The organism is Cryobacterium sp. TMT2-42-4 (assembly GCF_004402645.1).
GTDB lineage: Bacteria > Actinomycetota > Actinomycetes > Actinomycetales > Microbacteriaceae > Cryobacterium > Cryobacterium sandaracinum.
Genome location: NZ_SOFT01000037.1, coordinates 37,875 through 50,375 on the forward strand (window position 1 = coordinate 37,875; position 12,501 = coordinate 50,375).

10 protein-coding genes and 1 pseudogene are annotated in these 12,501 nt (G+C 62.5%); 8 read left to right on the plus strand and 3 right to left on the minus strand.

Going from position 1 to position 12,501, the window contains the following annotated elements; translation table 11 throughout:
- The first annotated feature begins 19 nt into the window (after positions 1 to 19).
- Genes E3O18_RS16620 through istB form a run of 3 tightly spaced genes read left to right on the plus strand, consistent with a single transcriptional unit; the run spans position 20 to position 1,847 of the window.
- Positions 20 to 181: a hypothetical protein gene (locus E3O18_RS16620; protein WP_241978191.1), complete on the plus strand. Its 162-nt coding sequence runs from the start codon at positions 20 to 22 to the stop codon at positions 179 to 181.
- Between the two features lie 11 nt (positions 182 to 192).
- On the plus strand, positions 193 to 1,011 hold the full coding sequence (locus E3O18_RS16625; protein ID WP_241978192.1) for a hypothetical protein: 819 nt from the start codon (positions 193 to 195) through the stop codon (positions 1,009 to 1,011).
- Positions 1,008 to 1,847, plus strand: a complete 840-nt coding sequence (istB, locus tag E3O18_RS12965; protein WP_134418263.1) for an IS21-like element helper ATPase IstB — start codon at positions 1,008 to 1,010, stop codon at positions 1,845 to 1,847. The genes E3O18_RS16625 and istB overlap by 4 nt, the downstream gene beginning before the upstream one ends.
- Positions 1,848 to 2,022: 175 nt before the next feature.
- Here the strand turns inward: istB and E3O18_RS12970 are convergent, their stop codons facing one another.
- The 3 genes and pseudogenes from E3O18_RS12970 to E3O18_RS12980 all read right to left on the minus strand — a co-directional run.
- Positions 2,023 to 2,271 (minus strand): integrase core domain-containing protein, encoded by a 249-nt coding sequence (locus E3O18_RS12970; RefSeq protein ID WP_347232350.1) that lies wholly within the window; start codon positions 2,269 to 2,271, stop codon positions 2,023 to 2,025.
- 25 nt (positions 2,272 to 2,296) lie between these two features.
- Entirely contained in the window at positions 2,297 to 3,673 is a 1,377-nt protein-coding gene (locus E3O18_RS12975) for an IS30 family transposase (RefSeq protein WP_206750813.1), read from the minus strand.
- A 68-nt stretch (positions 3,674 to 3,741) separates the two neighbouring features.
- Positions 3,742 to 4,645: pseudogene (locus E3O18_RS12980) on the minus strand (IS3 family transposase); the annotation flags it as partial.
- A 235-nt stretch (positions 4,646 to 4,880) separates the two neighbouring features.
- Here E3O18_RS12980 and E3O18_RS12985 point away from each other — a divergent pair.
- The 5 genes from E3O18_RS12985 (at position 4,881) to gmd (ending at position 12,501) form a co-directional block, all read left to right on the plus strand.
- Positions 4,881 to 6,062: an acyltransferase gene (locus E3O18_RS12985; RefSeq protein WP_134418266.1), complete on the plus strand. Its 1,182-nt coding sequence runs from the start codon at positions 4,881 to 4,883 to the stop codon at positions 6,060 to 6,062.
- 308 nt (positions 6,063 to 6,370) lie between these two features.
- Positions 6,371 to 7,501, plus strand: a complete 1,131-nt coding sequence (locus E3O18_RS12990) for an acyltransferase (protein WP_166784929.1) — start codon at positions 6,371 to 6,373, stop codon at positions 7,499 to 7,501.
- A gap of 520 nt (positions 7,502 to 8,021) precedes the next feature.
- Positions 8,022 to 8,861, plus strand: coding sequence for a glycosyltransferase family 25 protein (locus E3O18_RS12995; RefSeq protein WP_134418268.1), 840 nt, complete (start codon positions 8,022 to 8,024; stop codon positions 8,859 to 8,861).
- Positions 8,862 to 9,195: 334 nt separating this feature from the next.
- On the plus strand, positions 9,196 to 10,440 hold the full coding sequence (locus E3O18_RS13000; RefSeq protein ID WP_134418269.1) for an IS256 family transposase: 1,245 nt from the start codon (positions 9,196 to 9,198) through the stop codon (positions 10,438 to 10,440).
- Between the two features lie 1,008 nt (positions 10,441 to 11,448).
- On the plus strand, positions 11,449 to 12,501 hold the full coding sequence (gene gmd, locus E3O18_RS13005; protein WP_104099793.1) for a GDP-mannose 4,6-dehydratase: 1,053 nt from the start codon (positions 11,449 to 11,451) through the stop codon (positions 12,499 to 12,501).

Consider the following 12,501-nt stretch of genomic DNA (forward strand, 5'->3'; position numbering starts at 1 on the left):
CTGCACCGCCTGCGCGCACGTGACCCGGCGGCCCAACGCGATCATCGAGCACCCGCCCGGCGAGGAGACCCAGTTCGACTGGGTCGAGCTGCCCGACGCCCCGTCCGGCTGGGCGTTCCCGACCAAACGCGCCTACGTGCTCGTCGGGTCGTTGGCGCACTCGGGGTTTGGCGGGCGGTAATTTCCCCGTCGATGGACCTGCCCCACCTGCTGGCGGCGATGACGGTCCTGCTGGGGCTGCTGGGCGGGGTGACGAAGTCCTGGCGGTTCGACCGGATGAGCACCGTTTTGACGGCCGGGACGAGTGATCTGACGCCGATGTTCGCCGCGTTCTCCAAGCACCACGCGGTCACCGTCGTCGCCTGCCGGCCCCGGTCGGGCAACCGCAAGGGCGTGGTCGAGAAGAACAACCACACCGCCGCGCAGCGCTGGTGGCGCAACCTCCCCGACGACGTCACCCTCGAGCAAGCCCAACAACGTCTGACCGCGTTCGCCAGAGGCCAGGACGGCCGGCGCCGCGAGGGACGCGACGGAGCCACAACAGCCGCGGTCATGTTCGCCGCGGAACGCCTCCAGCCGTTGCCGCCGACACTGTTCCCGGTCCTGGTGACCGAGGAACGCACCGCGACACGGCAGGCGTTGATCGATTGGCGCGGGAACCGGTACTCGGTGCCGCCGGAACTGGCCGCAGCCCGCGTCGTCGTCCACCAACGCCTCGGCGCGACGACCATCGATATCGCGACCATCTCCGGGGTCGTCCTCGCCCGGCACACCGTCGCGGAGGCTGGCCTCGGGGTGACGATCCGCGACAGCGGGCACGTCACCGCGTTGGAGACGATCGCCCTGGCCGCGGCGCCTCCCGGCCGGCCGCACCGCAAGAAGGAACGCATTCCACCGGGCACCGCGGCCCGCCGAGCCGCCATGGCGCTGACCGGCAGCGCCGAACCCACCACCGTGATCAGCCTGGCCGCCTACGAGACAGCCGCGAAGAACAGGAACACCCTCCGATGAACACACCACTCGCCACCTCGACCAACCCGCCGGCCATGGCCACCACGACACCGGCGAGCGTCTATCAGCAGCTGCGCGGCCACCTCACCGAGCTCAAGCTCGCCGACGCCGCCGAGGCGCTGCCGAGCGTCCTCGACCAGGCACAAGCCGAGGGCTGGAGCCTCACCCACGCCCTCGAGCGCCTGCTCTCCATCGAGGTCACCGCCACCGACGCCCGCCGCCTCTCCGGCCGGTTCCGCTTCGCGAACCTCCCCACCGGCGCCACCCTCGACGACTTCGACCTCGACGCCGCCTCCGGCATCGACCGCAACCTGCTCGCCGAGCTCGGCACCTGCCGCTACCTCGAGACCGCGACCAACGTGCTGCTGATCGGACCGCCCGGAGTCGGGAAAACACACATCGCCACGGGCCTTGGCCATGCCGCAGTGACGGCCGGCTACCGCACCTATTTCACCTCCGCCGCCGACCTCGCCGCCCGCTGCCACCGCGCCGCGATCGAGGGCAAGTGGGGCACGATGATGCGGTTCTTCGCGGGCCCAACGCTGCTCGTCATCGATGAACTCGGCTACCTTCCGCTGCCCGCCGAGGCCGCATCAGCACTGTTCCAAGTCATCAACCAGCGCTACCTGAAAACGTCGATCGTGATCACCACGAACCGGCCCGTCGGCGCCTGGGGCGAGATCCTCGGCGACACCACCGTCGCCGCCGCGATGCTCGACCGGCTCCTACACCGATCCGTCGTCGTCACCCTCGACGGCGGCTCCGACCGGCTCCGCAACCACGCCGCCCAATCCAACGAACTCCGCCGCGTGACAACCGGCACAAACTTCCGCTAACCTAACCCCGCGACCTGGGGAGCATCGATGAGCAAGACTGGGGAATTTCGCTGAGCGCCGTCAGCGCCGCGGTTCATGCTTGTGGCCGACGAGGAATAATGGCGGGCACACGTGGCCTTGCCCCCGGTTAGTCGACACGGGGTTACGCGGCTTTAGCGAAGACCGCGTTCTGGTCTCAGTATTGCAGTTCGAAGTCGACGGGGCTGACCTGGCCGAGGGAGGTGTGCCGGCGGCGCCAGTTGTAGCGTTCCTCGATCCAGGCGCCGACCTGTCTGGATGCCGTGTTTTTGCTGGGCCAGACGCGTCGGTGGTAGAACTCGGTCTTGTGCGTGGCGAAGAAACTTTCCGCCATCGCGTTGTCCCAGCAGACCCCGGTGTAGCCCATCGACCGGGTGATGCGGTGCGCTTTCGCGAACGCGGTGATCTGCGCTGACGCGTATTAGGCGGATTCAACCGGTCGTCGCAACACCGGTGCTTGCGGTCGACAGTAGCTCGTTCATCGCTTCGGCTGGCGTCTTGAAACCGAGTGTCTTGCGGGGGCGTTCGTTCAGGGTCTTGGCGACGCCGTCAAGATCGTCCAGGGCGTAGCGGGTGAAGTCGGTGCCTTTGGGGAAATACTGGCGCAACAGCCCGTTGGTGTTCTCGTTGCTCGGTCGCTGCCACGGCGAGTGGGGATCGGCAAAGTAGATCGGCAGCCCGGTCTTGATTCGGAGTCTGGCGTGTTGGGCCATCTCGGCGCCCTGGTCCCAGGTCAATGACTTGCGCAGGGTCTCGGGCAGACCGGTGATGGTTCGGGCGATCGCATCACAGACGGCGTCGGCGCCGTGTCCGGCTGTCGCCGGCCCGTTCTTGACCTGTGCACCGATCATCTTGTGCTCGTCCATCGGGGGCAGGTGCAACAGCATCGTGAACCTTGTGGTGCGTTCGACGAGGGTACCGATTGCGACCCCGCCTAGTCCGAGGATCAGATCCCCTTCCCAGTGTCCGGGAACGGCCCTGTCGTTGGCTTCTGCGGGTCGGGCGGCGATCATGACCTCCTCTGACAGGAAGCTCTTGCCTCGTTTTGCGCGGGCCCGCGGAACGCGCAGCGCCCGACCCGTCCGCAAGGCTGTGGTCAACTCGCGACGCAGCGCGCCCCGACCCTCGATGTAGAGGGCCTGGTAGATCGCCTCATGGGAGATTCTCATGCTCCTATCGTCGGGGAAATCGACCTGAAGTCGACCGGCGATCTGCTCCGGGCTCCATGCTGTGGACCAGCGGCGATCCTGTCGGGGCCCATGTCGACGCCCGTTCCACGCCCCGATCCCGGGAGCTGCAGCGGGCGTGCCATCTGCGCGTCTGACCGTTCCATCCAACCGGGACTGCACGTACTCGCGCAACCGGGGGCTACGCGCGAGCTTGGCGGCTTTGGGTCGGCGGGCACGCCGGTCGGAATGCCACTGAGCGCTCGTGGCCCGGTATTCAGCCTTGCCGCCACGCGAGGCCGCGTTGCGCCGTAGCTCACGGGAAATCGTCGACGGGGACCGACTCAACGCCTGTGCGATCTGGCGAACACCAAGATTCTGTGCTCGCAGAATCGCAATCTCCTCACGCTCGACGAAGGCCAAGAACCTTCCTGACAGCGGTGCCTTGCTGAGGTCTCGCATCCCGCCAGCGTGACGGAAGAAACGTGTCCCGACCGGCGCCGACACGCCGGCCCGCTCACCAGCATCCTCGCTCGAGACACCCTGCCCAACGAGGTCCCAGAAACTCTGCCGGTGCTCCCGGCGCCACCCCGGCGGCCGGCCCGGCGACCGCATCGGCTCCCGCCCGAGTTGCATGGCCATCCAACCCTTCGGACGTCCCATAATCCACCTCCATAATCGAGGTGTTGCTTCCACCGGTTGAATCCGCCGACACTGCCGCGGTCGGAGTGCCAGATCGCGTCAGGCTCGATCAGGGTCGTCGCAGCGGCGTTGCGGAGGGCGTCGGCGACGAGTTCGGTGCGCATGTGATCGGCGATGGACCAGCCGACGACCTTCTTCGAATAGCAGTCGATGACGGTGGCTAGGTAGATGAAGCCTTGCCAGGTGTGGATGTAGGTAATATCGCCGACGAACTTCACTCCCGGGCGGTCGGCAGTGAAGTCGCGTTTGACGAGGTCGGGCATGCTTGCGGCTGCCTCGGCGTCGGCTTCGGTGGTGATGCGGAAGGGCCGTGGTTGGCAGGCTACGAGGCCGATCTGGCGCATGAGTTGCCGCACCAGCTCGGGCGAACACTCGGTCTGCTCGGCGCCCAGGTCGGCGTGGATTCGGCGGTATCCATAGGTGCCGTCGGACTCTTCGAAGAAGTGCTGAATCCGGGCGATCAGGGCCTCTCGCCGGGCCGCGGTCGCTGACTGCGGCCGAAGCGAAGTGCCCAGTGGTAGAAACCGGACGTGGAGACGGCCAGCCAGAGGCACATTTTCACCACCGAATCCCGGTTGGTGGGCTCAGATTTTTGGGAGTCGATGTATTCGTACTTGCTCACTACCGCTGCTCCCGCGCGAAGTAAGCGCTGGCTTTTTTCAAGAATGCGGTCTCCGCCCGCAGCTCTTGAACTTCCCGCTCGAGTTCCTTCAGACGGGCCCGTTCCGACACGGTCAGGTCGGCTTCGGTGCCGCCGTTGGCCTCGCGGTATTTGTTGAGCCAGTTCCGGAGAGTCTCAGGGCCGACGCCGTATGCGGTGGCGACGTCCTTGATCGGTTTGGAGGTGTTGATCACCTCGCGGCACAGCTCGTCTTTGAACTCCTGGGTGAAACGCCTACGTGCTGCGGCCATGCTGATCTCTACTTTCAGTGAACCCTCATTTTAAGAGGGCCCACTGTCCGAGATATCCGCGGCAGGTCAATACCCAGTGGCGCTGAAACGCAATATTCAGTGGCGCTCAACCGCAATAACTGGTGGCGCTCAAGGGGTCAAATACTCAGTTGCTTCGCGCGTGCGGTCCGTGAGCGAAACGTGACGGGTAACTCGTTAGGATAGCGACGATACGCTGCACTTAGGGGAGCTGGGCATGAGCACAACGAGACCACACACCCTTGCCCCACAAACCCTGGTTTCTGCCGACAACGGGCCGATCAATATCCTCCGCACGGTAGCCGCCCTGTTCGTCGTTCTCGGCCACGCGCGCACGCTCTTGCTCGTCGACTACGATAACGCTCCACATAACGGAGCCCAGGTGGCGCTCTACGGCGTGACAGCGATCGGGCACCAAGCGGTGGTGGTCTTCTTTGTTCTCAGCGGGTATTGGGTGGGCGGTAGTTTGCTACGTAAAGCCCGCCAAGGGCGCTTCTCTTGGCCTTCGTACCTCGCTGATAGGACGACGCGGCTGTGGGTCGTCCTCGTTCCTGCGTTGGTCCTAACCCTCGCGCTGGACGCCATCGGACGGCGCTACTTCGGCGCCATGACTGCCTATGTTGGCGATCCTCGCTACGGTGGGGTCGCTCTAGACCAGCGGCCCATCGACGGTCTCACTTTCTTCGGCAACGTTTTTTTCATGGGTGGAATCCGGGTCCCTACTTTCGGGTCCAATACCGCCCTTTGGTCGCTCGGCTTCGAATTCTGGATGTACGTCATCGCGGCTATCATTCTGCTTGCGTTCTTCGTTCGCGGGCGCAGCCGGCTCATTCTCATCGTCGTCGCGATTGGCTCAGCGTTTCTCGTCGGTGATCGCGTTCTCGTCTACGTCCCAGTTTGGCTCCTCGGAGCTCTGGTCGCCACGAGCGCTCCCCGCCTCGATAGATGGGCCCACCGCATCAATCCGCGGACCCTGCTCACCTTGCGTTTGACTGCCGGGTTTGCCGCGCTAGGCGCGGCCGTTGCGGTGCGCGGACTCAACTCGCTCCCAACTATCGTCGGCGACTACATTGTGGCGGTGCCCGCAGCCGTCCTTATGGCGACGCTCACGACTGGGTTCATAAAGGAATCGACCGAACGCACGATCCTCGGGAAGTTTTCGACACTGGCGAACAGCTCCTTCTCCCTCTATGCAATTCACGTTCCGATCCTCGTTCTGCTTGTGTCCGCCCTAGGCATTCAGGTGAACAACCGGTGGCCGTCGGATCTGCTCCACTGGACCTATCTGCTCATAATCGTCGCTGGCCTCAGCGCCGGGGGTTGGGTATTCGCCAAGGGTACAGAGATGCACACCGATAGAATTCGACGTGCGGTGAAGTCTAGGCTGGGACTTAGGTAGCCATTGCAGTTCTGTTGCTATCGTCGCGAATGCTGCACCGTTCATCTCCCGTTTCTCGCAGCCCGATCTTCGTTCGTGGGGCGAGCGATTCATCCGTCTGAGGACCAGCTCTCACACTTTGACTCGATTCGGCGTCAAGTGAAAACGTGAGTTTCCGCGCCACAGTTGAAGCACGTAGGGCGGGCAACGCGGCACGGAGCGTTGGCCAGAGTCGTTCCCGCGATCATGTGCGACTGGGACTAATCAGCTTGACGGACAGGTTGATGGTCGGTTGTGGGGCTCGGCCATGCGCATGCAATACTCAGGCAATGACTTCGGGGGATATAGCGGATACGCTTGAGTGCGCAGCGTGGAACAAGCGGGCTGCTTCGCTCGACTCGCTCACCGGGCTGCGATTCTTTGCAGCACTTGTGGTCTTACTTCGGCACTCGGTGCCGGAGCTATTCCCGCTCCCGGGGCTGCAAGAGCTCAGTCTTGTTGGGCCCATAGGCGTGGGGTTCTTCTTCGTCCTTTCAGGATTCATCCTCACATGGACCTGGAAACCCCACCGAACGCTAAGGGACTTCTACATTGGCAGGTTGACCCGCATCGGCCCTCTGCATGTTTTGACGACGATCGTCGCGGCGGGCCTCCTTATTGCGGCTGGTACTCCCCACTGGCTCAGTACTATCCTTTCCCTGTTTCTCCTTCAGGCATGGGGGACCGAGAACATGCGGTCGGGGGGTAACGGGCCGAGCTGGTCGTTGTCGGTTGAAGTATTTTTCTATCTCTGCTTCCCATTTTTAGTGCGCCCCCTTTTCGGAGCAACGATTCGGCGATGCGTCACGATCGGCTTCGGGGCTGCCGCTGGGATGCTCTTATGGACTATCGCCTACGGTGCCGGATCCCAGATGGACCTTCCCGCAATAACTGTCTTCAGCACGTACACGAACCCTCTCTACAGGCTTGGTGAATTTGTAATTGGCATCTGTTTAGCCGTGGCCATGCGAAAAGGCTGGCGCATCAGAATGTCGCTGCCCCGCGCGACCCTGCTGGCGGTCGCTGGATACATCGGCCTTGCCCTGGCGAACTGGGGTGTGATGCATGCCGGTGTGCACTTAGGGGACACCAAGGGCTTGCCTCTTGGAGTGCTCGACCTTGCCTACCTGCCAATGACGGTTCTACTGATTGCGGCAGCAGCTGCCTCAGATATTGCCGGCCTTCCGTCTGCCCTTCGTGGCAGGTGGATGGTGAGTCTAGGCAAGTGGTCATTCGCCCTGTATCTAATCCAGATGATCGTCATTGCCCAGGTAACCAAGTTTGCCCAACCAGGTGTCAGCTGGCTAGGCGCCTTTCTGCTCGTGGGGACGATTCTTGTTTGTATCGCTATGTCTGCGCTTCTCTATCGCTTCATTGAAAGGCCGTTGGAGAGCGGGATGAAGCAACGGCTGGCGCGCTAGCGTAGGTGCCGGATGGTGGTTGTGCCGCGGTCGCCGAGTATCAATCACTCTTCGAGCCTGTTTGGCCTTGTCGAAGGGCACCTTCCTTGCCCGGGCCAGGTCGACTGCGTGGTGCTCGCCCTTGGCCACATCAACGCCGATGAAGACGTCAACACTGTCGCAATTATCGATCATGAATGCTCCGTTATCAGCGATCACCGATACCAATGAAGCCAGTGACAACCCCGGATCATCAACGACTGGGGGCAACAATCATGCCGTGCCTGACAGGCCTGCACCCTCAAACGAATACGCGATCAAGGGCTATAAAGAAAGTAACGGGGCTTCATCGACCGCTGTGTTGTCCGCGACGTCTTCCGTCGACAAATGGCTTGATGGGAGCCGAGTTGCTGCCCGCGGCCAAGCCAGGGTGTTACCGCGTAGGGCCCTATCAAGGCGCTGCAATCCGAGTTGGTTTAGTGGCGCGATAACAGGCGCGGATAGAGTGACATGACCCTAAACAAACGGCAGGAATTCGACCATGCTTGAAGCCCTCGTAATTGGCCTCGATCGCAACTACCGAGGCACCGAACTGGAAGATCAGCTCCGAGAGCACGGCATCCCCATTCACAGGGTTCAGGGAGTGATGGTTGATGAACTGCCCGGTGGTCTTGATTCCTACGTGGATCAAGCCGCAGCCCGCGTCTTGCAGCGCCGGGAACTCACTAAGGGTGAAGTGGGCTGCGCCCTTGCGCATCGTGCCGCGTGGGCCGCGCTCGCGGCGAGCGGTAACCTGTTCTCGCTCGTATTCGAAGATGATGCGAGGCTGGTCGGGAAACCAATCAACGACGAAATCATGGAGGCCCTTCAAACGAGCCACCCGACGATCGTGGTCCTCGACGCCTACTCCGATTACACCGTCATATCTTCCCGTCAGGACGCTCTGGCGAGGACTGTTTTCAAGACCCTTGTGCCGCCACCTGGCGCATGGGCGTACGGGCTAAATCGTGCAGCTGCCGAGGTTCTGCTCGAGGATGGGCGCAGAGTCTCCTCCGTTACCGACTGGCCTGCACGCGTGGCGCACAAGATTGACTTCTATACCGTTTACCCGCAGCTCGCACGGGTCGACGACGGTGTTCAGTCCACTCTTGAAGAGACACGCCATCTCCAGGAACTGGGAAGCGCGGAGTCCTCAACTAGCAGGGTAATTCGGCTTGCGCAGTCGATCGGGCATATCCGCTGGGTGAAGCATTGGCACGTCTACGGGGCATACCGCGTATACCTGCACCATGAGCTCCGCAGATTAGTCATTAACCGTTCATCCCGCGCACGGGGTAAACGCTGGGACCAGAGCAATCAAAGGAGCCCTCTCACCTTTTGACGGGGGTTCCCCCCAGGGCGTGTCTCCTAAGACCTGCTCACAGTCTTGTCAGCGTGCGTGTACGTCTCGCAACCGCCGTGTTGTCTGACAGTGAGTGGGCTCGATCGAGTGAGAATGGATACTGGGTGAGTTGCGAATTGGCTCTCTGCTGCCGGAGGCGAGTGTTGCATCTCGAAGTCCACGGGTGTGACATGCCCGATTGAGTAGGGGCGCCGGGTTACGTCCCCGTGAGTGGTGTGGTTTCCCGCTCTTGAGTGTTGCTTCGTCAACGTGAAGAGCCACCGTGGGATGGTCAGTGAGTACCGATCAAAGAACTCACAAAGGACACCACACGATGGCTCTAGACCAGTCTGCCCTGCTCGACCTGCTGGGAGAACTCAAACTCACCGATGTCACCGACCGCATCCGCGTCGCGACCGAAACCCTGTATCAAGAACTGATCGATGCGGAAGCGACCGCGTTCATCCGTGCTGCCCCGTTCGAGCGCTCCGGTGACCGCACCACCCACCGCAACGGCACCCGGCCGCGGACGTTGACGACGACGGCCGGGGACCTCGATCTGAAGATCCCGAAGCTGCGCGCCGGGTCGTTCTTCCCGGCGCTGCTGGAGCGTCGCCGCCGGGTCGACCAGGCGTTGTTCGCGGTCGTGATGGAGGCCTACGTTCACGGTGTATCGACCCGGAAGGTCGACGACCTCGTCAAAGCGCTCGGCGCTGACACCGGGATCTCAAAGTCGGAAGTGTCCCGGATCTGCGCGGGCCTGGACGCCGAAGTGGCCGAGTTCCGCGACCGCACCCTCGCCGCACAAGACTTCCCCTACGTGTTCCTTGACGCGACCTACTGCAAAGCGCGCGTCGGGCACCGGATCGTGTCCCAGGCCATCGTCGTCGCGGTCGGCGTCGCGGCCGACGGACGCCGTGAAGTACTCGGTTTCGACGTTGGTGACAGTGAAAACGAGGGCTTCTGGACCAGCTTCCTGCTGTCGTTGAAGACTCGCGGTCTCGACGGGGTCAAGCTGGTCATGTCTGACGCTCACACCGGCCTGAAGAAAGCCATCGGGACCGTCTTTCAAGGCGCCGGCTGGCAGCGCTGCCGGGTGCACTTCATGCGCAACGTCCTCGCGGTCGTGCCGAAGGGATCCCAGGAGATGGTCGCCTCAATCATCCGCACCATCTTCGCCCAGCCCGACCGCGAACACATCGAGAAGCAGTTCCGAGAAGTCACCACCATGCTCGGCCGCTCGCACCCCAAGGTCGCTGCCATGCTCGTCGACGCGCAACCCGACCTCCTCGCGTTCGCCGGGTTTCCGCGGCGGCACTGGCGCCAGATCTGGTCCACGAACCCGCTGGAACGGGTCAACAAGGAGATCAAACGCCGCACCGACGTCGTCGGAGTGTTCCCCAACTCCGCGGCCCTGCTGCGCCTGGCCGGGTCGGTCCTGATCGAGCAGCATGACGAGTGGGAAGCCAGCGAACGACGCTACTTCTCCGAAGCATCCATGCTCGAGCTGACCACCATGAACAACCCCATCGAGGTCCTCGACGAGGCGGTGATACTCCCCGAACTCGCCGCCGCCTAAACTGGAACCACTGACCCGCACAGTGTCGAGAAACTCCACCACTCCGCGGGACGTGACCGGGCGCCGGCGGGGATTGTAGCCGTCATCGATCTGCTGCGCGACGCCGCGGATCGCTCGGTACCGGGTGGGCCAGGCTCGACGGCAGTGGAGCTCTGTTCTCAAGGTCGCGAGAGTGGCTCTCGGCGTGGCCCAGCCGATCACACGGTGGCTGTGGGTGTCGATGACGGTCGTCAGATATACTCACCCCTCCCGCGTCCTCAGATATGCCCGGTTGATGCCGTGAAGCGCAAGTGGGCCATCGGGGCGTTGAACCAGATTTGGCTGGGCGACATCACGCATTAGCGAGGTCGATGCCTGTGCCATTTCTTCGGGCAGATCCCAGCCAATCCCAGTCAGTTCATGGCCGTGGTGACAGTTTTGCGGGAGATGAAATTTCCCGGCGTGGAGGTCGGCGAGGATCCGGGGGCCCTAGACCTCGTCGGAATCGCCGTGGAACGAGGCACCTTCTACTGTACTGACGAATAATCGCCGACGATGGTGTCCGAGCTATTCAAGCGTAGCCAGAGCGGGAGACCTCGTGGAGGCGGACCATGATGGTTAAGTTGGTCTTCTCTGCCAGCATCAGTGCCGTGTGGTTGCGCGAATAAGGAGACATGCCCTCGTGGAGTGGGTGTATTCAAATCGTTTGGAACGAGCGGACTTCTCACGAGCCGCCGTCGTTGATCGACGTGTCGGAGCTGCTCGAGTTCAATTGGCCCAGAGGGTGCGGTGTGGGCTCAAGCGGCCTTGACTGGCTAGTCAGGGGGCGGATAGAGCGCTCATCCACTCCCCGGGGCTCTCGAATGGCTGCACCCTAAGTCGGGCAACTGTTCTGTTTCGGCATCAGGTGCCCTGCGTCAGTGCGCTACAGCGAGTCGTCTAGGCTTAGGTTTGACAGAGCTGGCAGCGAAGCGCGGTCCTCGATGCCGCTGTTCCCTGACATGCCCGGATAAGACAAATGGGGACAAATTGGCAAAGCGCGCATTAATTACCGGCATCACGGGTCAGGATGGCTCCTACCTTGCCGAACTGCTGTTGTCCAAAGGCTATGAGGTTCACGGTCTGATCCGCCGCGCGTCGACCTTCAATACGTCGCGGATTGACCACCTCTACGTGGACCCGCACGACCCGGCTGCCAAGCTGTTTCTGCATTACGGTGATTTGAGCGACGGCAGCCGTCTGGTGACGCTTCTCGCAGAGATCAAGCCTGACGAGGTGTACAACCTGGCCGCGCAGTCGCATGTCCGCGTGTCTTTCGATGAACCAGAACACACCGGGGACACCACCGGGATGGGCGCAATTCGGTTGCTCGAGGCTGTGCGGATGTCGGGCATAGAGACTCGTTTCTATCAGGCGTCGAGTTCGGAAATGTTCGGGGCGACGCCGCCGCCGCAGAATGAGGAGACGCCGTTTTATCCGCGTTCCCCCTATGGTGCCGCGAAGGTCTACAGCTACTGGATCACGAAGAACTATCGTGAGGCTTACGGCATGTTTGCCGTCAACGGCATCCTCTTCAACCATGAGTCGCCGCGGCGGGGCGAGACGTTCGTTACGCGCAAAATCACTCGCGCGGTCGCGGCGATCAAGGCCGGCACGCAAGACCACGTGTATCTCGGCAACCTGGACTCGATCCGGGACTGGGGGTATGCGGCGGAGTATGTCGAGGGCATGTGGCGCATGCTCCAGGTCGATGAGCCCGATGACTTCGTTCTCGCCACCGGCGGCAACTTCACGGTGCGCGACTTCGTGGAGACCTCGTTCAGCCACGCAGGGCTCAACTGGGAGGACCACGTTCGGTTCGACGAGCGGTACCTTCGCCCGACCGAGGTGGATGCCCTCGTCGGTGAGGCCTCCAAAGCTGAAGCCAAGTTGGGCTGGAAGGCCACTGTCGATACCGCTGAACTGGCCCGCATCATGGTTGATGCTGACATCACGGCGCTTCAGCACTCCGGCAGCCGATGGATCGATGAGGTCAAGCTTGCCAGCTGGGGCACTGCGCCCGTCAGCGTCGGAACGAACTGA

What these genes read in the sequence shown, in the direction of transcription:
- E3O18_RS16625 (WP_241978192.1), top strand. Translation starts at nt 193, where the DNA reads ATGGACCTGCCCCACCTGCTGGCGGCGATGACGGTCCTGCTGGGGCTG.
- istB (WP_134418263.1), top strand. Translation starts at nt 1,008, where the DNA reads ATGAACACACCACTCGCCACCTCGACCAACCCGCCGGCCATGGCCACC.
- E3O18_RS12975 (WP_206750813.1), bottom strand. Translation starts at nt 3,673, where the DNA reads ATGGCCATGCAACTCGGGCGGGAGCCGATGCGGTCGCCGGGCCGGCCG.
- E3O18_RS12985 (WP_134418266.1), top strand. Translation starts at nt 4,881, where the DNA reads ATGAGCACAACGAGACCACACACCCTTGCCCCACAAACCCTGGTTTCT.
- E3O18_RS12990 (WP_166784929.1), top strand. Translation starts at nt 6,371, where the DNA reads ATGACTTCGGGGGATATAGCGGATACGCTTGAGTGCGCAGCGTGGAAC.
- E3O18_RS12995 (WP_134418268.1), top strand. Translation starts at nt 8,022, where the DNA reads ATGCTTGAAGCCCTCGTAATTGGCCTCGATCGCAACTACCGAGGCACC.
- E3O18_RS13000 (WP_134418269.1), top strand. Translation starts at nt 9,196, where the DNA reads ATGGCTCTAGACCAGTCTGCCCTGCTCGACCTGCTGGGAGAACTCAAA.